The 24,910-nt window shown below is 50.2% G+C and carries 24 protein-coding genes and 1 rRNA gene; 10 read left to right on the top strand and 15 right to left on the bottom strand.

Going from position 1 to position 24,910, the window contains the following annotated elements; translation table 11 throughout:
• The first annotated feature begins 31 nt into the window (after nucleotides 1–31).
• Complete coding sequence (locus CWI84_RS08000; protein WP_126842070.1) at nucleotides 32–655, top strand: LysE family translocator; 624 nt, start codon at nucleotides 32–34, stop codon at nucleotides 653–655.
• On the opposite strand, the gene CWI84_RS07995 is transcribed toward CWI84_RS08000, so the two are convergent.
• The 4 genes from CWI84_RS07995 to recQ are packed head-to-tail and all read right to left on the bottom strand — an operon-like array spanning nucleotide 652 to nucleotide 7,321.
• Nucleotides 652–2,418, bottom strand: a complete 1,767-nt coding sequence (locus tag CWI84_RS07995) for a cation:proton antiporter domain-containing protein (protein ID WP_241968755.1) — start codon at nucleotides 2,416–2,418, stop codon at nucleotides 652–654. The two genes, CWI84_RS08000 and CWI84_RS07995, sit on opposite strands and share 4 nt — an antisense overlap.
• Complete coding sequence (locus CWI84_RS07990; protein WP_126842069.1) at nucleotides 2,411–5,233, bottom strand: EAL domain-containing protein; 2,823 nt, start codon at nucleotides 5,231–5,233, stop codon at nucleotides 2,411–2,413. The genes CWI84_RS07995 and CWI84_RS07990 overlap by 8 nt, the downstream gene beginning before the upstream one ends.
• A complete protein-coding gene (locus CWI84_RS07985) occupies nucleotides 5,226–5,495 on the bottom strand; it encodes a DUF3630 family protein (protein WP_126842068.1) in 270 nt (89 codons plus the stop codon). Before CWI84_RS07985 ends, CWI84_RS07990 begins: the two co-directional genes overlap by 8 nt.
• Nucleotides 5,492–7,321, bottom strand: a complete 1,830-nt coding sequence (gene recQ, locus CWI84_RS07980) for a DNA helicase RecQ (RefSeq protein WP_126842067.1) — start codon at nucleotides 7,319–7,321, stop codon at nucleotides 5,492–5,494. Before recQ ends, CWI84_RS07985 begins: the two co-directional genes overlap by 4 nt.
• A 78-nt stretch (nucleotides 7,322–7,399) precedes the next feature.
• Between recQ and CWI84_RS07975 the strand changes: the two genes are divergently transcribed.
• From CWI84_RS07975 to CWI84_RS07965, 3 genes are all read left to right on the top strand, one after another.
• Nucleotides 7,400–7,855 (top strand): thioesterase family protein, encoded by a 456-nt coding sequence (locus CWI84_RS07975; protein WP_126842066.1) that lies wholly within the window; start codon nucleotides 7,400–7,402, stop codon nucleotides 7,853–7,855.
• Between the two features lie 14 nt (nucleotides 7,856–7,869).
• Nucleotides 7,870–8,802 carry an EamA family transporter RarD gene (rarD, locus tag CWI84_RS07970; protein ID WP_126842065.1) on the top strand — a complete coding sequence of 311 codons (933 nt, stop codon included), beginning with the start codon at nucleotides 7,870–7,872 and terminating at the stop codon, nucleotides 8,800–8,802.
• A gap of 92 nt (nucleotides 8,803–8,894) precedes the next feature.
• A complete protein-coding gene (locus CWI84_RS07965) occupies nucleotides 8,895–10,610 on the top strand; it encodes a sensor domain-containing diguanylate cyclase (protein WP_126842064.1) in 1,716 nt (571 codons plus the stop codon).
• Between the two features lie 42 nt (nucleotides 10,611–10,652).
• On the opposite strand, the gene CWI84_RS07960 is transcribed toward CWI84_RS07965, so the two are convergent.
• The 8 genes from CWI84_RS07960 to lptM form a co-directional block, all read right to left on the bottom strand.
• Nucleotides 10,653–11,075, bottom strand: a complete 423-nt coding sequence (locus tag CWI84_RS07960; protein WP_126842063.1) for an OsmC family protein — start codon at nucleotides 11,073–11,075, stop codon at nucleotides 10,653–10,655.
• Between the two features lie 58 nt (nucleotides 11,076–11,133).
• Nucleotides 11,134–13,311 (bottom strand): DNA helicase II, encoded by a 2,178-nt coding sequence (gene uvrD / locus CWI84_RS07955; RefSeq protein ID WP_126842062.1) that lies wholly within the window; start codon nucleotides 13,309–13,311, stop codon nucleotides 11,134–11,136.
• Between the two features lie 79 nt (nucleotides 13,312–13,390).
• Entirely contained in the window at nucleotides 13,391–14,095 is a 705-nt protein-coding gene (locus CWI84_RS07950; protein WP_126842061.1) for an HAD-IA family hydrolase, read from the bottom strand.
• Nucleotides 14,096–14,105: 10 nt separating this feature from the next.
• Nucleotides 14,106–15,011: a tyrosine recombinase XerC gene (locus CWI84_RS07945; RefSeq protein ID WP_126842060.1), complete on the bottom strand. Its 906-nt coding sequence runs from the start codon at nucleotides 15,009–15,011 to the stop codon at nucleotides 14,106–14,108.
• On the bottom strand, nucleotides 14,998–15,693 hold the full coding sequence (locus CWI84_RS07940) for a DUF484 family protein (RefSeq protein ID WP_126842059.1): 696 nt from the start codon (nucleotides 15,691–15,693) through the stop codon (nucleotides 14,998–15,000). The genes CWI84_RS07945 and CWI84_RS07940 overlap by 14 nt, the downstream gene beginning before the upstream one ends.
• A complete protein-coding gene (dapF, locus tag CWI84_RS07935) occupies nucleotides 15,690–16,517 on the bottom strand; it encodes a diaminopimelate epimerase (protein ID WP_126842058.1) in 828 nt (275 codons plus the stop codon). The genes CWI84_RS07940 and dapF overlap by 4 nt, the downstream gene beginning before the upstream one ends.
• Before the next feature lie 3 nt (nucleotides 16,518–16,520).
• Nucleotides 16,521–17,795, bottom strand: coding sequence for a diaminopimelate decarboxylase (lysA, locus tag CWI84_RS07930; RefSeq protein WP_126842057.1), 1,275 nt, complete (start codon nucleotides 17,793–17,795; stop codon nucleotides 16,521–16,523).
• Entirely contained in the window at nucleotides 17,792–17,944 is a 153-nt protein-coding gene (gene lptM / locus CWI84_RS07925; RefSeq protein ID WP_126842056.1) for an LPS translocon maturation chaperone LptM, read from the bottom strand. The genes lysA and lptM overlap by 4 nt, the downstream gene beginning before the upstream one ends.
• A gap of 82 nt (nucleotides 17,945–18,026) precedes the next feature.
• Between lptM and cyaY the strand changes: the two genes are divergently transcribed.
• Genes cyaY through CWI84_RS07895 form a run of 6 tightly spaced genes read left to right on the top strand, consistent with a single transcriptional unit; the run spans nucleotide 18,027 to nucleotide 22,698 of the window.
• The gene (gene cyaY / locus CWI84_RS07920; protein WP_126842055.1) at nucleotides 18,027–18,350 is read left to right on the top strand and encodes an iron donor protein CyaY; all 324 of its coding nucleotides are present in this window, start codon (nucleotides 18,027–18,029) and stop codon (nucleotides 18,348–18,350) included.
• Between the two features lie 13 nt (nucleotides 18,351–18,363).
• Nucleotides 18,364–18,780 (top strand): DUF2914 domain-containing protein, encoded by a 417-nt coding sequence (locus CWI84_RS07915; RefSeq protein ID WP_126842054.1) that lies wholly within the window; start codon nucleotides 18,364–18,366, stop codon nucleotides 18,778–18,780.
• Nucleotides 18,777–19,706, top strand: coding sequence for a hydroxymethylbilane synthase (gene hemC, locus CWI84_RS07910; protein WP_126842053.1), 930 nt, complete (start codon nucleotides 18,777–18,779; stop codon nucleotides 19,704–19,706). The genes CWI84_RS07915 and hemC overlap by 4 nt, the downstream gene beginning before the upstream one ends.
• Nucleotides 19,707–20,444, top strand: a complete 738-nt coding sequence (locus CWI84_RS07905; protein ID WP_126842052.1) for a uroporphyrinogen-III synthase — start codon at nucleotides 19,707–19,709, stop codon at nucleotides 20,442–20,444.
• Entirely contained in the window at nucleotides 20,441–21,544 is a 1,104-nt protein-coding gene (locus CWI84_RS07900) for a uroporphyrinogen-III C-methyltransferase (protein WP_126842051.1), read from the top strand. The genes CWI84_RS07905 and CWI84_RS07900 overlap by 4 nt, the downstream gene beginning before the upstream one ends.
• Nucleotides 21,541–22,698, top strand: coding sequence for a heme biosynthesis HemY N-terminal domain-containing protein (locus tag CWI84_RS07895; protein WP_126842050.1), 1,158 nt, complete (start codon nucleotides 21,541–21,543; stop codon nucleotides 22,696–22,698). Before CWI84_RS07900 ends, CWI84_RS07895 begins: the two co-directional genes overlap by 4 nt.
• Before the next feature lie 35 nt (nucleotides 22,699–22,733).
• On the opposite strand, the gene CWI84_RS07890 is transcribed toward CWI84_RS07895, so the two are convergent.
• The 3 genes from CWI84_RS07890 to rrf all read right to left on the bottom strand — a co-directional run bounded on the left by CWI84_RS07890 (nucleotide 22,734) and on the right by rrf (nucleotide 24,898).
• Nucleotides 22,734–23,309, bottom strand: a complete 576-nt coding sequence (locus CWI84_RS07890) for a YceI family protein (protein ID WP_126842049.1) — start codon at nucleotides 23,307–23,309, stop codon at nucleotides 22,734–22,736.
• Nucleotides 23,306–23,860, bottom strand: a complete 555-nt coding sequence (locus tag CWI84_RS07885) for a cytochrome b (RefSeq protein ID WP_126842048.1) — start codon at nucleotides 23,858–23,860, stop codon at nucleotides 23,306–23,308. Before CWI84_RS07885 ends, CWI84_RS07890 begins: the two co-directional genes overlap by 4 nt.
• Nucleotides 23,861–24,782: 922 nt before the next feature.
• A 5S ribosomal RNA gene (rrf, locus tag CWI84_RS07880) occupies nucleotides 24,783–24,898 on the bottom strand.
• Nucleotides 24,899–24,910: the final 12 nt, after the last annotated feature.

Raw genomic sequence — 24,910 nt, 5'->3', positions numbered from 1 at the left:
CGGTGTTGCTAAATTCAATTGCAGGAAGCTTATGCTCGAAATATTTTTTGCGGTATTTTTCTTTGCGCTATCCAGCACGATTACACCTGGACCCAATAACGTGATGATGATGTCATCTGGGGTTAATTATGGCGTTAAAGCAAGCCTTCCCCATTGGTTAGGGATTTGCCTCGGCTTTCCCGCCATGGTGTTGATCGTGGGCTTGGGTTTTGGCGTGGTGTTTGAACGCTTCCCTAATCTGCACCAGTTAATAAAGGTTTTAGGGACGCTCTACTTACTATGGCTTGCGTGGCGTATTGCCAGCCAAACCCCAAAATCTATTGAAGCAGGCAAACGCAAACCCATGAGTTTTTGGCAGGCGGTATTATTTCAATGGGTGAACGGTAAAGCTTGGGTCATGGCAACCAGTGCGGTCGCCGCATTTACCTCGGTAAACGGCCAAACTTTTTGGGAAGTTTTAGCCATTACATTAACGTTCTTATTGGTCAGCTTTCCCTGCGTTGGTTTGTGGCTCGTGGCGGGAGCCAGCTTAAGACGATTGCTAACCAACGAGACGGTGCATCGGGTTTTCAACATTCTAATGGGGCTACTGCTGGTATTAGCGGTTATTCCAGTTCTTGAAGACCTTTGGCATTACTACTTCTTGTCGGTTTAAAGCCCTTGCTTATCGCGTTCAAATAGCGCCTCTAATTCTTTCCGACTGCGCACCCCGGTGGCGATAATTTTATCTACGTCGTCACCGTGTTTCGCCATTTCCTTCATCATCGCCTCATCGTGTTGCCTAAATAGCGTGATTTTCCGCTTCGCCTCCGTGTCGCTGAAGCCGATTTTCAACATTATCCGTTCAGCAGCTTCTAAACTCGAACCAAACAATTCACGAATCATTTCTAAGCCACTGTTATCGTAGAAATTCAAATAGCTAAAACGGTTCCGCACGCGAGCGATAATGTGAATTTTCGGGTAATGGGTTTGTAATACTTCAATAATCTGTTCAGTTGCCGCTTCATCATCAATGGCGATTAAGCACACTTCCGCATGATCAATACCCGCTGCTTGCAGCAAATCTAACCGTGCAGCGTCACCAAAAAATACTTTATTACCAAAGCGCCGAACGAATTCGATATGCGCGGCGTTTTTGTCGAGCGCGGTAAAACGAATATGGTTGGCGGCAAGCAATCGACCAGCAATCTGTCCGAAACGTCCAAAGCCAGCAATAATAACTCGTGGCGCTTCTTCCTCCGCACGTTCATCATACTCAGGCTCGGGACGAGCGGGGAGGCGTTTTAGTAGCCACTCAACCAAATTCAGCAATGGCGAAGTAAACGCCATCGACAGACCAACAACTAAGGTCACTTGTGCCGCCAGAGTATCAGGCAAAATGCCCAAGTTAAGCGATTGCGACATCACCACAAATGCAAACTCACCGCCTTGCGCCAACATTACTGCCATCCGAATAGACGCGCCCATAGTGCTACCTGTTAGGCGCATCAGCAAGGTAATCACCAGCGTCTTTATCAACATCAATGCCAACGCAGCGGCAATAAGTAACAATGGCTGTTGCCACAGTAGCGACAAGTCCAATGTCATCCCAATGGCGACGAAGAACAATCCTAACAATAGCCCCTTAAATGGCTCGATATCGGTTTCCAGTTGGTGCCTAAAGCTCGAGTTCGCCAGCAGAATTCCAGCAGTAAAAGCGCCCAGCCCCATGGATAATCCAGCACTTTCCATGCCTACCGCGGTGCCCAATACAATCAACAATGCCAGCGCCGACATCACCTCTTTACTACCGTATCGAGAGACGAGCCGCAACAGAGGGTTCACCACATAGCGCCCCAACACCAGCACCCCGGCAACGGCTAACAACCCACACCACCAAGGCACGCTGTGCTCGGGCGATTTGCCTGCGTAACCCTGCACAATCAGTAACACCGGAATCACCGCCAAATCTTGCATTAATAGGATCGCAAACGCTTTCCGTCCTTCCCGGCTTTGGGTAATAGAGCGCTCTTCTAAAAGTTGCATAGCAAATGCTGTGGAAGACAGTGCCAAGGCTAACGCCAAAATCACAAACACTGCTTGCCCCGCCGGCGCCAGCAAACCATACAAGGCAACCGCCAAGACCAGCGCAGTCAGCATCAACTGGCCGCCACCTAAGGAAAGAATCATGCGCTTCATTCGCCACAACTTGTCCGGCTCGAGTTCCAAGCCAATCACAAACAGTAGCAATACCACCCCGATTTCAGCAGCGTGAAGCAAGCTCACTGGGTTATCGTAAAGCCCAAGAACGAATGGACCTGCAGCAATCCCGGCGACTAAATACCCTAAGATCGCACCCAACCCCAGTCGCTGAAACAGCACCACGCCCGTAATCGCTAAGGCAATAATAGAAAGGGCCGGAACCAGGCTATCAATCACGCAAAAAGTCCTCGTTTACTGGTTGCCAAGGGCGCGGTTCACCGCAAGCAAAGCCCTGCAAATAGTTCACCGAGGTTTGCCGTAAACGCGCACGCACTTCATCCACCTCCACACCAACTGCACAGGCTTTTACGTTTGCGGCTTGGGCGACCCGAATTGAGGTAAGTACTAACTCCGCATCCAATGGATCAATTAACATATCCTGCACCCAAAAGCGGTTAACCTTAACCATTGTTAACGGTAACTGCTTAAGTAGCCTAAACGATTGAAAGCCGGTACCGAACTGATCGATCGCAGTGTTAACACCGAATGCCTGTAATGCGCTAAATAGGCGGTAACAGTCGTCAAATTTCGACGCCGCGATGGTTTCATTAATCTCAATGACCAGTTGCTGAGGTTTGAGATGGCAACTCATCAAACCGGTTTCGATAAAGCGGATGAATTCAGGATCATCAACGCTCTGTTCGGAAATATTCACATGAATATGGTGTAGCCGCCGCTGTTGCATCCGCTGCTCACTGGCGTATTCCCATACCTGCCGCAGGATCCAACGGTCCACTCTAGCCATTACCCCTGAACGCGCTGCAGCGGGCAGGAATTGATGCGGTGCCAACAACTCGCCACGGCGACTGCGTAACCGCAGTAACACCTCGAATGACCACAAGTCCTCTTCACCTAGGCTGATAATAGGTTGCTCATAGAGCTGCCAGCTTTCGTCGGCTGCGGCATTCTGTAGCAACTGTTGCCAATCATGCTCTATTTCTTTGCTCTGCTCTGCGACTGCATGCTGCGATTCACTGGAGAGACTGAAATCACCTTGTTGGCGCGCAACCCGCAGTGCTTCTTTGGCTTCTCGTAGTAGCGTGTCCCAGTGCAAGGTATTCGCTGTGGCCTCGGTTAAGCCGGCATTGGCACGCAAACTGTAGGTGCGCCCCGCGGTCGCGTATCGATACTCGCGCACCGTCTGAATCAGGCGGTAACCGAGTGCATGCGCGCCCTGAATATCGTCATTCAGTAATACCGCAAATTCATCATCGCTCAGGCGCGCAATTTTTGCCCCGCTGGGAATAATCTGACGAATCATTAACACCAGTTGCAGCAGCGCCTGATCACGAGTTTCCGCACCGCGTTGCTGATAGATAATATCGGTATCAAAAATCTGTAACAGCACCAAACTTAAACGCCGTTTGTGTTCCAACGCTTGGGAAACCAGTTTCGCGAATTCGCGTCGGTTTAGTAGCCCGGTCAGCGCATCATGATGGGATAAATAGCTAAGGTGAGTCTCGGCTTCTACGCGCGCACTGACATCCACCGCATGACCCTTACCGTCTTCATGTAAATGCACATCAAACCAGCGTTTGCGACCATCAAAACGCTCAATGGTGATCAAGTCGTTCCAAGCGATTCTCTGCTGAAAGGCTTGCTTCGCAGCCTTACCCATCACCTCAAATGGCGCTGGGTAGTGACACTTAAGCCCGGCCAAACGCTCCAATCCCAACATTTCTAACCAGCGCTTATTGGCACTTTTCCACTGCCCTTGTTTAGTCAGGCTAAACCAGCCCTCGGAAGAGCGCGCTAAGGTATCGTGGTAACGGCGTTGATAAAGCCGCATTTGTCCTTTCAATACCGCGATCCGCTGTGCCAAGCGACGAAGTCGATGGCCTTGTAATGCAGCCAATAGCAAGGCAAGCAGTAGGGTTAAAACGGAATACAGCAAGTAACCGGAAATGCCCGCCCACCAGCTACCAAAATGGGGCATGGTCATGCTAGCAATTAAGCCACTAAACACTACCCACAATAACCATTGCAGGCGGTATTGACCACGCCGGCGCGTGGATGTCGCAGCGGCGACACTGAAGGCCAGCAAAAACGTTGCCTCGGTAATTGCCAATACGCGACTAAAATGCGGAGTGAGCCAAACAGAAGCCAACAGCAACAATACGGAAATGACCGTGCCCCACTGCGCTATTCGCGTTAACCAGCGCCGCCCAATTCGCGCTTTCAGTATTTCAGCCACATACCAATACATTGTCACTAACAGTAATTGCATAACCAAAGGCAGCCGTTCTGCAACAAACCCTGGGTGTTCAGCGGCTAAGTAGGTAATGCCGATACCACTGTGAAAAGTCAGTGTCACCATGGTGGCCGCCGCAACGCACGTGAACGCTGAAAGGATACGATTACGCAGGAGAATGGCAGCGACTAAAGCAATCACACTTAAGATAAAGAGGGTTCCGGCATTAATCCCCAACAAAATTTGTTGGCGTTGGTCATGCAATTGAAAACTTGAGGGTTGCCACAGGGTCAGTTTCGGTAAATGCTGCGGCCACTGCTGAAACGCCACAAAGACGGTATCAACTTGGTTCGGTTGCAGGCGTAATGGAATGATTAGCTTATAGTTCGGAAATGGCCGCTGCAATAGCGGTACATCAGCTCCCGTATGCTCAACATAACGGAGTTCGCCGTTGTTGCCGATAATGTAAACCGAGGCGCGACTAATATAAGGTTGGTCGATTTCGAGTAAATAGGTTCGGTTGTGCTCAATACGCTGAAAAATTTGCACCCGCGCCCACACCATGGGTGTTTCGCCGGCATAATGTTGATCTTGGAAAGCGCTGGCAGTTAACCAAGCGGTATCGTTGTTCTGCAATACCGTTTGGATTGTCGCTTGCGGTGAGGTTAGCCGAAACTGCAGCTGCGAATTCAGTTCTAGCTTAGTAGAATTAGACGACAGCGTGATGATTTTCGGCTCGGCTTGCGCCTGCACCGTCGCCATCCATAGTCCCAGCGCTATCGCTAACATCCATCTAAACATATCCGGCTCGCTTCAGTCTTTCTGTTACGTCAACCTGCGGCCGTTCTAGCAGTTCCAGCCACGCCGCCTGACACATAGTAGAGTAAAGCAGTAAGGCATGTTGTTGGTCAATAGTTAAGCGCCAGCACCATTGGTCGGCGGCAACTTCACATTCACGCACGCGACCACCGGCAGCACTGGCCACTTGTGCAGCCCAAACGTCGAGTTCGGCCTCATGCAAATCAGGAAACGGTAATTCTATGGTCTGCTTAGCTTGGTTCATTGCAACAAACTCTTATCACTCGAATGGTCGAGAAAAGCAACAATTTCGCGCAGGAACGCTTTTCCATAACGTTCAAATTTTTTCTCACCAACCCCAGAAATCGCCAACATTTCACGCTGATTGGTTGGAAATTCGGTGCACATCTCTACCAATGTCGCATCACTGAAGACTACGAACGGGGGCACTTGCTCGCTGTCCGCCAAATCTTTGCGCAGAACCCGTAAGCGACGGAATAACACGCGATTATAATCCCCTCTATCGGTCACTTTGCCCGCACTGGTGAGTGCGGTTAACCGCGGTTTCGCCAGCGCTAGAGCAACTTCTCCACGCAGCACAGGGCGGGCTTCCTCTGTGAGCTGCAACGCTGAGTAACGGCGGATATCCTGAATTAATAGGCCGCGATGAATTAACTGCCGAATAACCGCCAGCCAATATTCATGTGACTCCGCTTTACCGATACCAAACGTAGAGAGCTTGTCGTGCCCCAACTCAATCACTCGCTGCGACTTTGAGCCACGCAACACATCAACAACATGGTGCAATCCAAACTGCTGGTTTACTCGGTACACACAGCTCAACGCCATTTGTGCATCCGTCGTACCGTCATAACGTTGTGGTGGGTTCAAACAAATATCGCAGTTACCGCAATCCTCAGACCGGTATTCATTAAAATAATTTAATAGTACTAGGCGTCGACAAGTCTGAGACTCGGCCATAGCTTGCATGGCGACAAACTTATGCTTCTCTACATTGCGTCGCGCTTCGTTGGGTTGGTCTTCTATCATTCGACGCACCCACTGCGCATCCTTAGGGTCGTAAAACAGCACGGCTTCCGCCGGAAGACCATCCCGCCCAGCACGTCCGGTCTCCTGATAATAGGCTTCTATACTGCGGGGAATATCAAAATGCGCAACATAGCGAATATTGGGCTTATTGATTCCCATGCCGAATGCCACAGTAGCAACCACAACATCCAAATCATCGCGTACAAATCGTGACAAAGTACTAGCACGCAATTCATGCTCAAGTCCCGCATGGTATGGCGCCGCGCGAACACCTTTTAGTTGCAAGCGCTCGGCGAGATCTTCGGTCTTCCGCCGACTACCACAATAGATAATGCCAGACACCCCGCGTTGCCTAACCACATAATCCACCAATTGCTTAATGGGTTTATATTTTTCTTCAACCACATAGCGGATATTGGGACGATCAAATGAGCTTCGGTGAATCAGTGGTTGGTGCAATTGCAGCCGCTGGACGATATCGGTTTGGGTAGACGCATCAGCCGTTGCGGTCAGCGCCATAATTGGCACCTGTGGAAACTGTTGTCGAATAACCCCCAACTGACCATATTCCGGCCGGAAGTCATGACCCCATTGCGAAATACAATGCGCTTCGTCAATGGCAAATGCCGCTAGCGTCAAGCCATGCAAGCGTTCAAGCATTGCCGGCTGGAGCAAGCGCTCTGGAGACACATACAACAGCCGAAGCTGTTGTTGGTTTAATTGTCGGTACACCTCTTGGGTCTGTTCCGGTGTCATCGTCGAGTTCAGAAATTCTGCCGCTACCCCCATGGTTTTTAACGCGGCTACTTGGTCCTGCATTAGTGAAACCAGCGGTGACACAACCACCGTCAGACCCTCGCGGATCAATGCTGGTAGTTGATAGCACATCGACTTTCCACCACCGGTTGGCATTAACACCAAACTGTCTTGGTTTTGCAGTGAGGCTAGCATGACTTGCCGCTGCCCTTGGCGGAATTCGCGATAGCCAAACACGCTAGCTAATTGTTCTTCAAGCGCATTGTTTAGCTGTTGCTCTACCATGAATAGTTACACCAGAATTGACGAAGCTGAATAGATAGCCCTATTGTAAGCGTCGAAGCCCACAATCACCATGCCGAAATGAACAAACAACAAATTCTCGCAGACGTTTCCGACTTTATGGCGGAGCAGATCCCGTTCCAAAAAATGCTTGGCTTTGAAATCCGCAAATTTCATCCCGAACACTGTGAGCTAGCCTTCCATTGGCGCGATGAATTAATGGGCAACGTGCCGCAGCGCATTTTGCATGGTGGGGTGACCGCTACAGCGCTGGATACGGTGGGTGGTTTGGTTGCCATTGCCAGCATGTTAGAACGCTTTGAACCGGAGAGTGAAACGCAGTTGCTTGAGCGCCTAAGCCGTTGTGGAACGATCGATTTACGAGTCGACTATTTGCGTCCAGGACGGGGCAAGACTTTTACCGCCAGTGCGACTATCATTCGCTCCGGCAATAAAGTCGCTGTTGCTCGAATGGAGTTGCATAGCGATAACGGCGAGCATATTGCCTTCGGTACAGGAACATACTTGGTAGGTTAGTCGGAGAGTGGTAAATGACAACTGAAGCAGCAACAAAAAAGCAGGGGGTACTTTTTGCCCTCGGCGCCTACGGTTTTTGGGGATTTGCTCCCATTTATTTTAAGTGCGTTAAGCAGGTTGCTCCACTAGAAATTTTAGCGCATCGAATTATTTGGGCGTTCTTGTTGGTGTTTGTGTTGATCGTGCTACTGCGTAGGACTGACCGTATTTTACCGGTGCTGCGCAACCGTTCTCACGTGTTACGGCTTACCGCTGCGACGTTTTTGTTAGGCGGAAACTGGTTCCTATTTATCTGGGCCGTAAATAATGACCACATGCTCGACGCAAGTTTAGGCTACTACATTAATCCGTTGCTCAACGTCGCCATCGGTATGCTGTTCTTTTCCGAGCGCATGCGCCGCTTACAACTGGTGGCAATTGCCATGGCAGTGACCGGCGTGTTGGTGCAAGTGATCTCATTTGGGTCGATTCCGTGGGTAGCGCTGGCTTTAGCATTCAGTTTCGCTATCTATGGCGCTATTCGTAAACGTTTACCAGTCGACTCAATTACCGGACTGTGGCTGGAGACAGCCATCTTACTGCCGATCATGTTGGTGTATTTATTTGGCATCGCCGATTCTGCCACCTCTGACCTGAGCGCTAACCCGATGAGCTTAAACCTGCTGTTGGTGCTGGCTGGCGTGGTGACTACCGTGCCTTTATTGTGCTTCACCGCCGCCGCACAACGCATCCGCTATTCAACCTTGGGGTTCTTCCAGTATATTGCGCCGAGCTTAATGTTTTTATTAGCAATATTCGCCTACGGCGAGCCGCTCTCGGAAGCTAAATTAATTACCTTCATCATTATTTGGACAGCGTTAGCGCTGTATTCAGCGGACTCCATTTTGTTTCAACGCCGGCAACGCAAAGAGCAGCAAAATCGCTGCACCCAAGAGCCGGCGTTGTAATGACGCCGAAAAAACCACGACAGTCGCGCTTATCAATGCTATAACAAAAATTATGTATGCCGAATTTCGGCAGCACAATAATGCGATAGTTTATGAGCGCGACGCCTGATCCTTCAGCCCACTACAAGAGCGAAATTCAACGCTTACAGTCTATTATCGACGGGACCCGTGCAGGCACCTGGGAATGGAACGTGCAAACCGGTGAAACCCGATTTAACGAGCGTTGGGCAAATATGCTCGGCTACAGCTTGGCAGAACTCGAGCCAACCTCGATTGATACCTGGTTAGCCTTGACCCACCCCGACGATCTAACGATTTCAGAAAAACGTTTAGCGGAATATTTTGCTGGCACCACTGACTTTTACGAATGTGTTATTCGCATGCGGCACAAACAAGGTCAGTGGGTTTGGATCGAAGACCGGGGCAAATTGATCAGCCGTAGCGCCGACAATAAACCGGAGTGGATGACCGGTACTCATATCGACGTCACCGAAGCTCACAGTGCTCGCGTAGAGCGTGATGAAGTTTCACGCCGCATAGAGAAGATTTCGGCAACCATTCCCGGCGTTATTTATCAATTCACATTATCGCCTGAGGGAGTGCTTGGCTTTCCATACTCAAGCGAAGGAATGGAGCAAATATACGGCGTTAGCCAAGAGGAAGTCCGTGAAGACGCGGAGATATTGAAAAAGATTATCCACCCAGATGATCTCGAACGCGTGCTGGATGGGGTGATAGAGTCGGCAGAACAACTCACCGTTTGGCATGACGAATACCGCGTCATCATTGATGGTAAAGTGGAATGGCGTGAAGGACATTCAACCCCGGAGCGGATGGCTGATGGCGGCACCATCTGGCACGGTATTATCATGGATGTTACGCACCGCAAAAAGCTAGAACAAGAGCTAGGCGTGTATCAAGGCCGATTAGAGCAGGCGCAAGCGATTGCCCAAATCGGTTGTTGGGAAGCTGATATCAAACATCAAAGCGCGTGGTGGTCAGACATTAATTACGATATTTTCGGGTTACCGCGGGATTATGAATTGACCATGGAGACCTTCCTTCAGCATGTGCACCCAGACGATGTCGATATGGTGAAACGTGCGGAAGCGCAAGCTGAGTACCAAAACGGCTATGAAATAAAGCACCGTATCGTGCGCCCAAACGGTGAGATACGATGGGTTCATGAAATTGCCTCGATTGAATACGATGATAATGGGGCTGTTAGCCGCTTTATTGGCACCGTGCAAGATATTACGGACTATAAAAAGCTGGAAGAAAAATTGCGCCTGCAAGCCAGTACCGATGAACTCACTCGGTTAGCCAACCGGCGTTCATTTATGCAATCACTGGCGCATGAATACGCACGTTATGAACGCCATCCCGAAGCTGTCGCTTCAGTGCTAATGCTAGATATCGACTTCTTTAAGCGCATTAACGATACTTTCGGCCATGCAGTGGGTGATGACGTCTTGGTACAGTTAGCACAATTAATGGCAGAACGGTTTCGCAAAACCGATATGTTGGGGCGCTTGGGTGGTGAAGAATTTGCCGTGCTAATGCCGCACACCTTAGCGGACGAAGCTGAGCAAGTGGCAGAATTGGTTCGCCAGGCGATCGCCGATATGGACATTGTGGTTAATGGGGTTGAGCGCCCTCTGTCTATCACCATCAGTATTGGGGTTAGCCAGTTCTTGCCGTCTGATCAACGTGATGACGAGGGCTTACTAAGAGCCGACAAGGCGTTGTACCAAGCAAAATCTAACGGCCGCAACAAGGTTGTCGCATACCAGAATAAAAAGGGGTGAACAGCCGTACTGCTCACCCCCCTCACGAGCTTTGCTACGAGGTTAGTTTAGCGTTGCATCCAAGTGGATATTGGCATTCAACACCTTGCTAACAGGGCACCCTTGTTTCGCATCGTTAGCCAACTTTTGGAACTCACTGTCATCGATGTCATCGATATCAGCCTTCAGTGTTAAGTGGATGTCGGTAATCGCAAAGCCACCATCTTTTTCTGCCAAAGTCACTTGCGCTTTAGCATCTAACTTGTTGGGTGTATAACCCGCTTCGCCTAAAATCATCGAGAATGCCATGGCAAAACAGCCGGCATGTGCGACGCCGATGAGCTCTTCGGGATTGGTACCTTTGCCATCTTCAAAGCGCGTTTTAAAGCTGTATTGGGTATTATCCAACACACCACTATCGGTGCTCAGCACGCCAGTTCCCGATTTTAAATCACCTTTCCAAACTGCATTTGCACTGCGTTTCATATCATACTCCTTGAGTATTGAATGGTAGTGCTAGATACGGCCTCGCAATACGAGTAGATCAAAAACCCGCGGGTTCTAAACGCGCATAGGCGACCACTAGCCATTTGCTACCGACGTTATCAAAATTAATTTGAATACGGCTTTGCGGACCTGACCCCTCGTAGTTCAGTACAGTGCCTTCGCCGAATTTTTGGTGACGTACGCGTTGTCCCAAACTAAATCCGGTTTGCTCAAAGGTTTCATGGCTAACCGAGTGATGGAAGCGACCGTATGACTCTGTTTTGGTAGGCGTGGCCTGAGCTCGAACTTCATAAACGCTGTCTGCTGGCATCTCGCGCACGAATCGGCTTACGGTATGAAAGTGCTCTTGCCCGTAGATTCTGCGTTGTTCTGCGTAAGTAAGCACCAACTTTTGCATCGCTCGAGTCATTCCAACATAGCAAAGCCTACGTTCTTCCGCTAACCGACCTGGCTCATCCATCGATTGTTGTGAGGGGAATAACCCTTCCTCAACCCCCGCCATGAACACTAACGGAAACTCCAACCCTTTTGCGCTATGTAAGGTCATCAATTGCACCGCATCTTGGTATTCGTCAGCCTGCTCTTCACCGGCCTCTAGTGCGGCATGCGCAAGGAACGCCGCTAACGGTGTCATTTGCTCTTGCTCAGTATCGTCTAAGTTGAAGTTTTCGCAGGCGCTGACTAATTCTTTTAAGTTTTCTACCCGCGTTTCTGCTTTCTCGCCTTTTTCCGCCTCATACATCGCAAGCAGCCCGCTTTGCTTGATCATTTCATCGGCTATTCGACCCAACGAGAAATCGATAGTATGGTCATCAAGCCTTGTTGCTAGCTCAATAAAGCTCGCCACCGCGTTCTTCGCGCGACCCGACAGCATCGCTTCCGACACCATGAGGTTAGCCGCATCCCACAAAGATAGCTGTCGATCTCTCGCCGTTTGCCGGATCATATCCATGGTGCGATTACCAATACCGCGACTGGGCGTATTGATAACCCGTTCGATAGCCGCGTCATCATCGCGGTTAGCCAGCAAGCGTAAATAGGCCAGCGCGTCCTTAATTTCTTGGCGCTCGAAGAAACGCAAGCCGCCGTATATCCGGTAAGGAATACGTTGGTGTAATAGCGCCTCTTCTAACACGCGCGATTGGGCGTTGCTGCGGTACAGAATTGCGGCATCTTGGTAGGCATTACCTTGCTCTTGCCAAGCCATAATTTGGCTGACGATATAACGTGCCTCTTCCATTTCGTTGAACGCTGCGTATAACGCAATAGGCTCGCCATCGTCGCCGTCGGTCCACAGCTCTTTACCTAAGCGGTCGGAGTTATTAGCAATAACGGCATTAGCGGCATTCAATATCGCTGCGGTCGAGCGGTAGTTTTGTTCTAGCCGAATGGTTTTAGCGCCAGCGAAATCGTCTAAAAATTGCTGGATATTCTCCACCCGCGCGCCGCGCCAACCATAAATCGACTGATCATCATCGCCAACAATTGTCACCGAATTCTGCTCTCCAGCCAGCAATCGTACCCACGCATACTGAATCGAGTTGGTATCTTGAAACTCGTCAACTAACAAGTGGCGGAAGCGCCGCTGGTAATGTTCCCTTACCGTGCGATTATCCCGCAATAACTCGTGGGCGCGCAGCAGTAACTCAGCAAAATCAACCAATCCAGCGCGGTCACAGCTCTCCTGATAAAGCTGATAAATCTGCTTCAGCGTCTGCTCTGTAGGGTCGTACGTATCGATATGTTGCGGCCGCAAGCCCTCGTCTTTTTTGCCGTTGATATACCACTGTGATTGTTTTGCGGGCCAACGCTTGTCATCTAAGTTCAACGACTTAATTAAGCGTTTTATCAGGCGTTGCTGGTCGTCACTATCAATGATTTGGAAGTTTTGCGGTAGCCCTACGTCCATGTAATGCGCTCGCAGCAATCGATGCGCCAAACCATGGAAGGTACCAATCCACATTGAACGAACGTTACTGCCAAGTAAGCGTTCAACGCGGCCGCGCATCTCCGCCGCTGCTTTATTGGTAAAGGTAACGGCTAAAATACTGTAGGGCGAAAACTGCCGTTGCTGAATAAGCCACGCTATCCGGTGCACAAGCACTCGCGTTTTCCCACTCCCCGCTCCGGCAAGCACCAACAAGTGGCTGTCATCATTACTGACCGCTTGTTGTTGTTTATCGTTGAGTCCATCTAATAGGGGATGTTGGCTCATCGGGAGGGTCCTTTTGGCAAATGGCTGAACTACCGCAAAGTGTAATGATCGGATACTGTATATGCAACCAGTTATCGGTTTAGAGAATATCGAGTAGATCCGTCACTCGAGATAACTCAATCGTCGGTAACACCCGTAAGTGCTCTGGCCTGCCGAGACCATCGTTAAACCAAGCGGTTTGCCAACCTGCGCGTTGCGCACCGACCACATCAGAAACTGGATGATCGCCAACATGCAACCACGCTGATGCTGGAATATCCGGTAAATAGCTTTGTGCCAGCTTGAACATGTCCTCATGAGGCTTACCGCGGATGCTGACTGAGGGTTGAATAACTGCACTAAAATAGTCGGCCAAGCCAATTTCATCCACATTAACATTGCCATTGCTTAGGGCAAACAGTGGATAACGTTGCTTTAGCCGCGTTAATAACTGGTGCGTCTCGGCACTGATAGTCACCGCGTTTCGGTGGCGCAAAAATTCTTCCATGATGCGTTGGGCATGTGTCTCTATTTGCTGCTCGCCGCTTTTCTCCAGGCCAATGGCAAGCGTTTTCAAACGCAACTCAGTCATATTGGTTGCCAGCTCTGGATAGCGTTGCATTACCTCAAGCCGCAACGCTCGCCAGTCTTCTATCCGCCAATCGCGCAAGCTGGGGTAACGCTGCTGAATAAACGCTTGTACTTGTTGTTCCGCATTCAGCATCACTGGAACGTTGTCGTAGAGCGTATCGTCGAGGTCAAAGCTAATCGCTTTAACGGGTTTTGGGCGACGAAAAAATTTCATCGGTTACGGCTCACTTTTTTGATTTACGTTTTGCCCGTGGGTGCGCGTTGTCGTAAACGTCAGCTAAGTGTTGAAAATCCACGTGCGTGTATACCTGCGTGGTGGTTAGGTTAGCATGGCCTAACAACTCTTGTACGGCGCGAAGGTCGGCGCTGGATTCCAACATATGTGTCGCAAACGAGTGGCGCAACTGGTGTGGATGCAATTGCCCCTGCACGCCTTGCCTTTTGCCCCAGTAATTTAACCGAGCTTGAACAGTTCGCGGGCTGATACGCTGGCATCGTTGACTAATAAATAACGCGACAGTGGCTTTGCCATTCAACCAATTAGCGCGCACCTTTATCCACCCTTTTATAGCGTTCGCTGCATGTCTTCCGAATGGCAAAATTCGCGTTTTTTGGCCTTTCCCGGTCACTCTTAGCTGTTGATGGCGCATATCCAAATCATCAATATCTAACGACACTAACTCAGCCAAACGCAGTCCGGAGGAATAGAACAACTCCATCATCGCTTTGTCGCGGATACTAATATCGTCGTCAGGCATATTGAGTAACTGACTAATGCTATCAACATCCAAATTCTTCGGTAATCGGGTTGGGGCTTTGGGAGCACTTAACCCCTGTAGTGGATCGTTCAACAATCCTAGCCGAGCTTGCATGAAGGCAATAAATGTCCGCCAACTGGAGAGTTGCAAAGCAATACTGCGCGCGCCTAAGCCATGCTTTCGCCAACCAATCAGCAAGCGCTCCATCGCAAATGGCGTGAGCTCGTCCAATTGCTCGATGCCTTGTTCGGCTAATGCTGCTTGATCACGCGTGAGTACGCGCTGATAGTTTTTGATGGTGAGCTCAGCTAAGCCTCGCTCACCTTTTAGGTGACGAACAAATTGCAAAACCGCATCATTAAGCGTGGTCATGGTCCAGTAAACTCGGCAACAATGCGCCTAACAAAGCCTGCAATTGCGTAATCAATAGCGCATCCATGGATGGATCGAAATGATGACTGTCGTGGCTACCTATGGCTAACAAGCCCATTTCACCCTCATCACCCAACAACAGTAACGCGACTGAGCCAATGTTTTCCTCGGGGAATAACAAGTGCTGTTCACGCGCGGTTAAACGCCCCAGATAGACCGATTGTTCATGCAACCGGTCGGCGATTAACTCGCGTTGCGCATCGCTAATAATGGCAACTTGGACGTTGTTTTCCAGCGGACTATCGAAAAACTTCAAGGTCAACGCAGGCATTCCTAACTCTTCAGCGAAGGTTTTCCGCAGCTCTGCAAGCGCTTGCTCTAAACTTGCACTCTTTAATAAACGGACATAAAGGTCACTGTAGCTTTTGAACAGCGCATCATTACGGGCTCCTTCTGCCATTAGCGAGGTAATTTCTTCTTCTAATGTACGCACCCGTTCGCGCAATTTTTGTTGCTGTCGCTCAATCAGCGAAACTGCGCCTTTCTGTTGGTGCTGCAAGGTAAGCTGATCCAATAGGTCGTCATTGCGAATAAAAAAGTCAGGGTTCTCCTGCAAATATTCGCGAATAAAGCTATCGTCAATCTGTGCGTTACCAGGCAAGCTGGAAGAGTCGTTTTTCATAAGCGTAATTGTCCGTCAAAAACATGTTCTGCAGGCCCAGTCATTTTCACTACCGAACCCTCGCGCCAGCGAATTTGTAATTTCCCACCGGGCAGTTCAACCGTCACTTGTGGGTCTAACTCACCCTGTAAAATTCCCGCAACCACTGCGGCACAGGCGCCACTGCCGCACGCTTCGGTTTCTCCGACACCGCGTTCAAAAACGCGCAAGCGAATCAAATTCCGATTCACCACCTGCATGAATCCAACATTCACCTGCTCTGGAAAGCGTTCATGCTTGGTTAGGCGTCCACCCAACTCGGCGACCGGCGCCTGCTTCACGTCGTCCACTTTAATCACGCAATGGGGATTACCTAAACCCACCACGCTACAAAGGATGGTTTCGTCTGCGTCGCGTAAAATATAGGTCTGTTCCGTTTTGTTTGCCTTAAATGGAATCGCTGCCGGTTCAAAAATTGGCTCTCCCATATCCACCGTCACATCGCCATCTTTCTCATGGTGTAACGTCAATTGCCCGGCTTTAGTGCTGACCTTTAAATGGTGCCGATTGCTCAGCCCTTTGAGTTTCACAAAGCGAGCGAAACAGCGAGCACCGTTACCACACTGCGACACTTCACTGCCATCTGCGTTAAAAATGCGGTAATGAAAATCCAAATCTGGGTCGTAAGGGGGTTCCACTAACAGCAACTGGTCAAAACCAATGCCTCGGTGGCGGTCCGCCCACTGCCTAATTTGCTCTGGGTTTACATATAAATTTTGCGAAACGTTATCCACCACCATGAAATCGTTTCCCAACCCATGCATTTTTGAGAACTGTAATAACATCGGTTAAGCCTCTCCCTCGTCACTCTGCATGGTATACACAAGTTGCTCGCGCTGCCACAGTTGCGAATACTGTTCACGTGCGGTTATCAATTTTGCCTGTTGGCCTTGCAGCAATACCTCCGCGGGACGTCTACGGCTATTATAATTAGAACTCATACTCATGCCGTAAGCACCGGCATTAGCGACAGCAATCAGATCCCCAGGCGCAACGGCTAAATGACGAGCATGAGCCAAAAAGTCTCCAGTTTCACAAACTGGTCCAACAATATCCGTCACTTGCCCCAGCTGCTGTTCCTCACGCTCTGGCAGTATCGCGTGATAGGCCTGATAAAGCGCGGGTCGCAATAGGTCGTTCATGCCGGCGTCGACAATGGCAAAACGCTTTTCTGTGGAGTGTTTTACATACTCTACGCGGGTCAGTAACACACCTGCCTCAGCAACTAATGATCGTCCTGGCTCGAGCATGAGGGTTAATTGTGGATAATCTTTTGCCAAGCCTAGCAAGCCCTGCAAGTACTCTGCTGTCGGGAAGGCTGCTTCGTCGTGATAAGGCACCCCAAAGCCACCCCCTAGGTCGAGATGAGAGATGGCGATGCCACGTTTCGCGAGTTTATCGACCCAGGCGAACATGCGCTTGGCTGCATCTAAAAATGGCGCAGGCTCGGTAATTTGTGAACCAATATGGCAATCAATACCCTGTAAATTGAGTGTTGGGCTTTGCGCAGCGTAATCAAAAACGGCGTCGGCAAGCTCATAATCGATACCAAATTTATTGGTTTTCAAGCCGGTAGAGATATACGGATGGGTTCCCGCATCAACGTTTGGGTTAATCCTGATAGAAACGTTAGCCACTTTCCCCATATCGGAAGCAATGGCTTCAATGCGTTGCAACTCTTGCTGTGATTCAACGTTAAAACAGCCAATGCCCACAGACAGGGCGCGACGAATTTCTTCGGCAGATTTTGCTACCCCAGAAAATACCACGGTCGCGGGCTCTGCGCCTGCCGCCAGAACTCGCTCTAGTTCACCTTGGGAAACAATATCAAAACCCGCGCCCAAGCGTGCCATCAGTTGCAAAATAGCAATATGGCTATTAGCTTTTACCGCATAACAAATGCGATGTGGTGCTGGCCAAGCATCAGCGAAACGCAGCCAGCGATCGATTATGGTCTGTTCCGAGTACACATAAAGCGGTGTTTGAAACTGCTGCGCTAAATCACGCGCCCGGAAGTCGTCCAGCCACAATACTCCGTCTCGGTAATGGCACACGCGGTTCATGAATGCTGCTGTCCATCATCGTCAGGCGTTTGTTGGGGTTGGTTCTGTTGCGGTTGTTTAGGCAGTTGTAACGGCCCCTTTTGACCACAACCGGCAATCGCAAAAACCGCGGCTATCAAACATGAAATTATTACTTTCTTGGCAAACATCGCTACACTTTTTAGACGTTCTTTTTGGTGATATTTGTTATCATCGCACTGCTATCAGTAAATGTCATTAACAGGAGTTGTCATGAACGACAATGAATACCACGAACTCGCCGATCAAGTCTTACTCGATATCGAAGAAGCTATAGAAGATTGCGGTGTGGATATCGACTTCGAATCTGGCGGCGATATTCTGGAACTGACGTTTCCCAACAACACCAAAATGGTGATCAACAAGCAGCCGCCACTGCAACAAGTATGGGTTGCCACCAAGTTCAACGGTCACCACTTTGAATACCGCTCGGGGCAATGGATTGATAATCGTACCGGCTCTGAGCTATGGGCATTGTTGTCTGATGCTGCCAGCAAACAAGCCGAAACCGAAATCACCCTAGCGCCACAACAGTAACGGAGCGGAACCTATGCGCCACTGTCTGACTATCGCTATAACAGCGTGGTTACTGCTGTTCACCGGCAACGCATTTGCCCAAGACACTTTCGACGATAGCGTAGCTCGCGCACAACTCACTTCGGCGGTGGAAAACCATGAGCCAGTAGATAAGCTGGAACACGTCGTGGTGACTGAGCCCGTTGCGCAAGTCGCGTTCTTTACTGAAATTGTGGGTCGTCCTGACAGCAAAATCCAGCATTTGTGGTTTTATCAAAATAAGCTGATGGCTGAGGTAAATTTGACGATTGGCAGCGGGCGTTGGAGAACCTATTCAAGTAAGAAAATTCGCCACGACTGGACCGGCAATTGGCGCGTCTTAGTGGTTGATAACCAACAAAACATTTTAGCAGAGCACCCGTTCGAAGTGGTCGCAGGGAGTCAGCAGTGAGTCAGAAGTTAGTGATCGCCACTCGCAAAAGTAAGTTAGCAATGTGGCAAGCCGAGTTTATTCAGTCACGGCTGGAGCAAATCCATAACGATTTAGTGGTGAAGCTACTGCCAATGTCTACCCGTGGCGACGTCATCCTAGACACCCCGTTGGCTAAAATTGGTGGCAAAGGGCTTTTTGTTAAAGAGCTTGAAGTGGCAATGCTAGAACAGCGTGCGGACATTGCGGTGCATTCGATGAAAGACCTGCCGGTAGAATTTCCCGAAGGTTTAGAATTGCACACCATTTGTGAGCGCGAAGATCCACGCGATGCATTCGTATCCAATCACTACAAAAACCTGGATCAACTGCCTGAAGGCGCTGTTGTAGGAACCTGTAGTTTACGGCGCAAATGTCAGATTATGGCTAAATACCCGCATCTGACCATTAAAGACCTTCGCGGCAATGTGCAAACCCGTTTAGCGAAGCTCGATGATGGCCAATACGATGCCATTATTTTGGCGGCGGCTGGATTAATTCGGTTAGAACTGGGTGACCGCATCACCAGCTTTATTCCAGTAGAGCAGTCCATTCCCGCTAATGGCCAGGGTGCCCTCGGTATCGAGTGCCGAGCAGATGACGAACGCGTGAAAAGCCTTCTAAAACCGTTGGAATGTCAGCAAACTCGCATCCGCGTGTTGGCCGAAAGAGCCATGAATCGCCGTTTGGAAGGTGGCTGTCAGGTGCCTATCGGCGCCTATGCAGAGATCCACGACCAGCAACTGTTCCTGCGTGGGGTGGTCGGGAGTCCAGATGGTAAGACATTGCTCCAAGACGACATCAGTGGCTCAACCGCAGACCCTGAAGCCTTGGGTATAGCGCTTGCAGAGAAACTCCTTAAACAAGGCGCGGGAGAAATCCTTGCTGCCGTTTACGCTGAGGAATAAATGAAAAAAGCGCTGATTATTCGTCCGGATAATCAACAGCAGGTTCTGCAGCAAAAGCTCAACGATTTGAGCCTGCCGCACTTGCTGTATAGCTTTTTGACCATCACTGAGTTACCACAAGCCGGAGACCCTGTTGTCCTAGCGAAACACTGGGATGGGATTATTTTCGTCAGCCAAAATGCCGTCGACTTTTCGCACCAGCAAATGACTTCCTACTCTTGGCCGAATACGCGCTACTTTGCAGTCGGTCCCGGCACGGCAAAGCATGCGGCAAACGTTATCCATCACGCAGTGACCTGTCCTTATAGTCAGCACAATAGCGAGGGCTTGCTCAGGCTAGCTGAACTGCAACGTACACCAGCACAACAGTGGCTCATTGTTCGCGGCAACGGCGGTCGCAACCTATTGGGTGATAGCCTGATTGCGCGCGGTGCCGCCGTTCACTATTGGGAGGTCTACCAGCGCCAAGCAAAAGCGGTGGATGGTGACGCGTTGTACCAGCAATGGCATGAAGCCGTCGATACCATTGTGGTTTCCAGTGCCGAACAACTGGGTAGCTTCCTTTCTCGAATGCCTCGGCAAGCTATTTCGTGGCTACAGCAGTGCCGCTGGGTTGTTCCTAGCGCGCGGATTGCGGCGTTGATTCCTAGCTCGCAATCAGACAATATCGTTATAACAGGTAGTGCCACAGAAACTGCTATGCTTGAAGCCTTACAACAAATGGACAATAACCCATGACTGACGAACAAAAACCCACCAGCCAAGCTGAAGCCTCAGCACCGCAAGAGGCAACAACAACCTCAAGCTCGTCGGCTGCACGGCCTGTTACCGTCGCCATTGTCCTATGGCTACTGCTACTCGCTAGCATTGCCGCAGCCGGTTATTTCTACCTTTGGCCGCGCTGGCAAGGGCTTAACCAACAACTCAGCAGTGTGCAACAGCAACTTCAACAACGCCAACAATATGCTAGCCAGCACAGCGTAACGCAACTACAGCAACAACTGCAGCAGCTGCAACAGCAACAAAGCCAGTGGCAACAACTGGCTGATCAACAACAACAGCTCAGTCAGGCGTTGGCAGCACAAGACAACAGTATTCAACGAGTGTTGAAACGCCTAGACACGCTTACCGAACAGCGCCCGAATCAATGGCGCTGGTTAGAGGCGAAACAGTGGATCAGTGCTGCCGCAAGAGCGCTATGGGTTAGCCACGACAGCGCGGCGGCCATTCAGTGGTTACACCAAGCGGATGCGCAAATCGCATCCATTGAACAACCTGAGGCTATCGCCGTGCGACAAGACATCGCCGATGATATCGCCATATTGGAAGCTCTGCCAAAGCGAGATACCACTGAGTTACAATTGACGCTACGCGGCTTAGCTAAGCGTAGCCAACAGCTCAACCTGGTTAACGCAACCAAGGCCACGCAAGAGAGTAATCAGCAACAACAGACCTCCGCGTCATGGAGCGACTGGAAGACGAATTTCTTGAGTAATTGGAATGCTTTCTTAGATCAGTTCATTCGTATTCAACCGAGTACTGAAAAGGCCAAGCCATTGCCATCACCACAGCTATTGGCATTGCGGCAACAGCAAATCCAATCGCTATTTATGTTAGCCCAACAAGCGGTAGCGATGGAACAGCCAGAAGTCTATGTGCAAGCATTACAGCAAATTACCGAACTCGCGCCGGAGACTTTCCAACAGTCGGCAGCGCGGGACGATCTACTAGAGCGCGTCAACGGCCTAGCAAAACACGATATCGTTAGCCACTACCCGCAACAGTTACAGTCTCTACAGCGAATTCAGCAACTGCTTAGTCGCGGAGGTAGTGCATGAGACGCTTGCTAATATTACTTGCACTGTTACTCGTAGGAGTAATGGTTGGCCCCTATATCATCGATAACAGCGGCTATATTCTCGTGCAATTCCTGGGCTACTCGGTAGAAATGACCGTCGTCAGCTTCGTGTTAAGCCTGCTTATCGTCGCCATCATAATCTTATTAGTGGCAGGCCTGATTAAGGCAGTTGTTCACCGCGCGGCTATTGGTCGCCGTTGGATGCGTAAGCGTAAAGTGCAACGAGCCAAGTCGCTGGCATTAGAGGCTATTCAAGCACTAATAGAAAAGCAGCCTCGTGTTGCGTTAGAAAAACTGAAAAAGGCACTGGCACTGGAACACACCGACGAAAGACGTTTGTTGCAATGCTTGGTTGCCGACCAATTGGACGACCCTGAGCTAATGCGTCGCTTATACCAAGAGCTCGGTGACATCATCAAACCGAGCCCGCTGCAGCAACAAAAATTGGCGATTCGCGAGGCCGCAAAACAATCACCACAACAAGCTGCAAGGCTATTACAGCAAACCCTAGAAAAACATCCGGACGATATCGAACTACTCTCGCTAGCGTTACAACTGTTTGCACAGCAGCCTGCACAGTTACGGCCATATGTTGACCAACTGCTGGCAGCGGAGTTGATCGACAGTGCGATGCGCGAACGAATATTTTGCGCATGGTTCATTGAACTTGGTCAGCAAGGTGGAGATACACTGAAAATACGCTGGCAGAGCCTTAAAAAGGCGCAACGTAACGATGCAGTGATTCGACTGGCGTATATCCGCGCGTTACAGCACCTAGGAGAGCAGGGCATCGCCGCTAAAGTGCTATTAAAAGGATTGAAAAAAGCGGTTTTCAACTTTGAACAACCCAGTGAGCGGCAACTCTTCCGTTACCCAGACACAGAGCTTATCAGCTATGTTCAGAGCCACTTGAAAGCAACACCAGAAGACCATTTTGCGCTGGCTGCACTTGCTCGTTTGGCGCTGGCGGCAAACGATGCGGAGCTTGCCCAAAAAGCCATGAACAAAGCGTTACAGGTTTACCCAACTGCAGAACGCTATCGACTGCTAGGCGACATCCATCTCGCTTTGCATGAGTCGCAAGCAGCAGCGAAAGCCTACCAACAAGCCTTCAATGTAAAAAACCCCAGCTAAGTGCTGGGGCCGTTTTTATCGGGTAGGGAATGTGCCTACTGACGCACGCCTTCAATAGATAAGTACATATCTACGGTCTTCGCGGCGGGACCAAGATTGTAATCAATACCATAGTCCGCCAAGGTCAGCGTGGTCGTTCCTTCGAATCCGCGACGATAGCCGCCCCAAGGATCCGGGCCTGCACCCACTTCATTGACATCAATGCTGATCGACTTAGTGACACCACGTAAGGTTAAGTCACCTTTCAAGGTCCCCGTGCCATCGCCATTTGGCATGTAGGCTGTACTCACAAATTTCGCTTGTGGATACTTTTCTACATACAGAAAATCATCGCTACGTAAGTGTTTATCACGTTCGGCGTGATTAGAATCAATACTACCTGTGTCGATCGTCATCATCACTTTAGCGGCTTCTGGGTTAGCTTCATCGTAGCTGAAGTTGCCACTGAATTGGGTAAACTCGCCCAATAGCCAGCTGTACCCCAAGTGCTGAATTTTAAATTGGATAAACGCGTGTTGGCCCTCGGTATCCACTTTGTAATCAGCCGCTTGGGCTGGTGCAAGCAGCGTCGCGGACAATACGAGAGCGGTCGCTAATAAGGTCTTTTTCATGATTTTCTCCGTTGTTTTGCAAAAATTCGTAGCAGCGTGTCACGCTGATCAAACCAATGATGCTTTATCGCAAATAGTGCATGACCGAGCGAAAGGATCACTAAAATAACAGCGCTATACCAATGAATTTTTCCAATCAGGGTCGAGTCATAGGTGAGGCCGCTAAAAAACGGCGGAAAGGTGATGCTATCGAACACCGCAATCCCTTCACCCTCGGCGGTAGGGATAAGGTAGCCGCTTATTAACACCACGAATAATAGGAGATACAGCAATAGATGTCCAAATCGTGCGCCGATACGTTCCCAACGTCCACCTTCTAACACAGGGGAGGGGTTTATTAGCTTCCATAGCACCCTCAACAGGGTCGCCAGCAATAGTAAAACACCAATAGATTTGTGCCACCAAGGCCCCAAGTGATACCACTGGTCATAATAGGTTAGCGTTAGCATCCACCAACCTAGGAAAAACAAGCCATAGATCGCCAGCGCTGATAACCAGTGAAATAGTACCGCCACCAAACCATAAACCTGAGAACTATTGCGCCAAAGCATAAGTCACCCCTAAATGCCGATATCCCAACACCATAATGTATCACGTTGCCCGCAACTGTACCCTAGCCCTTTGCTATGCTGTAGCCCGTTGCTATGCCGTAGCCTGTTGCTATGCGGTAGCCTGTTGCTATTGCAACAGGAATTCCGCGATGTTTAGGGTTGTCAGTGTTCGGAGATCAGAGATCGGGGAAGCGGTGGGTGATGTCGATGTCCTGCCGCAGTAGCGGCAGGCTACGGAACGGGGGGTAGCCTGTTGCTATTGCAACAGGAATTCCGCGATGTTCGGGGTTTGCGGTGTTTGGAGATCAGAGATCGGGAAAGCGGCGAGTGATGTCGATGTCCTGCCGCGGTAGCGGCAGGCTACCGCACGGGAATTCCGCGATGCGGCCGTAGCCTGTTGCTATTGCAACAGGGATTCCGCGGTGTTCGGGATTGTCGATGTTCGGGGATCAGAGATCGGGGAAGCGGCGGGTGATGTCGATGTCCTGCCGTGATAACGGCAGGCTACCGCACGGGAATTCCGCGATGCCGTTATGCCGTAGCCTGTTGCTATTGCAACAGGGATTCCGCGATGTTCGGGGTTTGCGGTGTTTGGAGATCAGAGATCGGGAAAGCGGCGAGTGATGTCGATGTCCTGCCGTGATAACGGCAGGCTACCGCACGGGAATTCCGCGATGCCGTTATGCCGTAGCCTGTTGCTATGCCGTAGCCTGTTGCTATTGCAACGGGAATTCCGCGATGTTTGGGGGTTTGCGATGTTTGGGGTTTGCGATGTTTGGGGTTTTTCGGTGTTCGGTGATCAGAGATCGGGGAAGCGGCGGGTGATGTCGATGCCCTGCCGCGGTAGCGGCAGGCTACGTAGGCCACAGGCCATAAAATAAAAAATCCCCCGTGCTTGCGCACGAGGGATTATTTATTTGAAATCTGGCGGTGTCCTACTCTCACATGGGGAAACCCCACACTACCATCGGCGCTGGTGCGTTTCACTACTGAGTTCGGAATGGATTCAGGTGGTGCCACACCGCTATGGCCGCCAGACATAAACTGTTC

The organism is Idiomarina tyrosinivorans, from assembly GCF_003987475.1.
Classification (GTDB): domain Bacteria; phylum Pseudomonadota; class Gammaproteobacteria; order Enterobacterales; family Alteromonadaceae; genus Idiomarina; species Idiomarina tyrosinivorans.
Note: the sequence above shows the minus strand (reverse complement) of the source record. Positions and strands in the feature narration are given on the sequence as shown.

What these genes read in the sequence shown, in the direction of transcription:
- CWI84_RS08000 (WP_126842070.1), top strand. Translation starts at nt 32, where the DNA reads ATGCTCGAAATATTTTTTGCGGTATTTTTCTTTGCGCTATCCAGCACG.
- CWI84_RS07990 (WP_126842069.1), bottom strand. Translation starts at nt 5,233, where the DNA reads ATGTTTAGATGGATGTTAGCGATAGCGCTGGGACTATGGATGGCGACG.
- CWI84_RS07985 (WP_126842068.1), bottom strand. Translation starts at nt 5,495, where the DNA reads ATGAACCAAGCTAAGCAGACCATAGAATTACCGTTTCCTGATTTGCAT.
- recQ (WP_126842067.1), bottom strand. Translation starts at nt 7,321, where the DNA reads ATGGTAGAGCAACAGCTAAACAATGCGCTTGAAGAACAATTAGCTAGC.
- CWI84_RS07975 (WP_126842066.1), top strand. Translation starts at nt 7,400, where the DNA reads ATGAACAAACAACAAATTCTCGCAGACGTTTCCGACTTTATGGCGGAG.
- rarD (WP_126842065.1), top strand. Translation starts at nt 7,870, where the DNA reads ATGACAACTGAAGCAGCAACAAAAAAGCAGGGGGTACTTTTTGCCCTC.
- CWI84_RS07965 (WP_126842064.1), top strand. Translation starts at nt 8,895, where the DNA reads ATGAGCGCGACGCCTGATCCTTCAGCCCACTACAAGAGCGAAATTCAA.
- CWI84_RS07960 (WP_126842063.1), bottom strand. Translation starts at nt 11,075, where the DNA reads ATGAAACGCAGTGCAAATGCAGTTTGGAAAGGTGATTTAAAATCGGGA.
- uvrD (WP_126842062.1), bottom strand. Translation starts at nt 13,311, where the DNA reads ATGAGCCAACATCCCCTATTAGATGGACTCAACGATAAACAACAACAA.
- CWI84_RS07950 (WP_126842061.1), bottom strand. Translation starts at nt 14,095, where the DNA reads ATGAAATTTTTTCGTCGCCCAAAACCCGTTAAAGCGATTAGCTTTGAC.
- CWI84_RS07945 (WP_126842060.1), bottom strand. Translation starts at nt 15,011, where the DNA reads ATGACCACGCTTAATGATGCGGTTTTGCAATTTGTTCGTCACCTAAAA.
- CWI84_RS07940 (WP_126842059.1), bottom strand. Translation starts at nt 15,693, where the DNA reads ATGAAAAACGACTCTTCCAGCTTGCCTGGTAACGCACAGATTGACGAT.
- dapF (WP_126842058.1), bottom strand. Translation starts at nt 16,517, where the DNA reads ATGTTATTACAGTTCTCAAAAATGCATGGGTTGGGAAACGATTTCATG.
- lysA (WP_126842057.1), bottom strand. Translation starts at nt 17,795, where the DNA reads ATGAACCGCGTGTGCCATTACCGAGACGGAGTATTGTGGCTGGACGAC.
- lptM (WP_126842056.1), bottom strand. Translation starts at nt 17,944, where the DNA reads ATGTTTGCCAAGAAAGTAATAATTTCATGTTTGATAGCCGCGGTTTTT.
- cyaY (WP_126842055.1), top strand. Translation starts at nt 18,027, where the DNA reads ATGAACGACAATGAATACCACGAACTCGCCGATCAAGTCTTACTCGAT.
- CWI84_RS07915 (WP_126842054.1), top strand. Translation starts at nt 18,364, where the DNA reads ATGCGCCACTGTCTGACTATCGCTATAACAGCGTGGTTACTGCTGTTC.
- CWI84_RS07905 (WP_126842052.1), top strand. Translation starts at nt 19,707, where the DNA reads ATGAAAAAAGCGCTGATTATTCGTCCGGATAATCAACAGCAGGTTCTG.
- CWI84_RS07900 (WP_126842051.1), top strand. Translation starts at nt 20,441, where the DNA reads ATGACTGACGAACAAAAACCCACCAGCCAAGCTGAAGCCTCAGCACCG.
- CWI84_RS07895 (WP_126842050.1), top strand. Translation starts at nt 21,541, where the DNA reads ATGAGACGCTTGCTAATATTACTTGCACTGTTACTCGTAGGAGTAATG.
- CWI84_RS07890 (WP_126842049.1), bottom strand. Translation starts at nt 23,309, where the DNA reads ATGAAAAAGACCTTATTAGCGACCGCTCTCGTATTGTCCGCGACGCTG.
- CWI84_RS07885 (WP_126842048.1), bottom strand. Translation starts at nt 23,860, where the DNA reads ATGCTTTGGCGCAATAGTTCTCAGGTTTATGGTTTGGTGGCGGTACTA.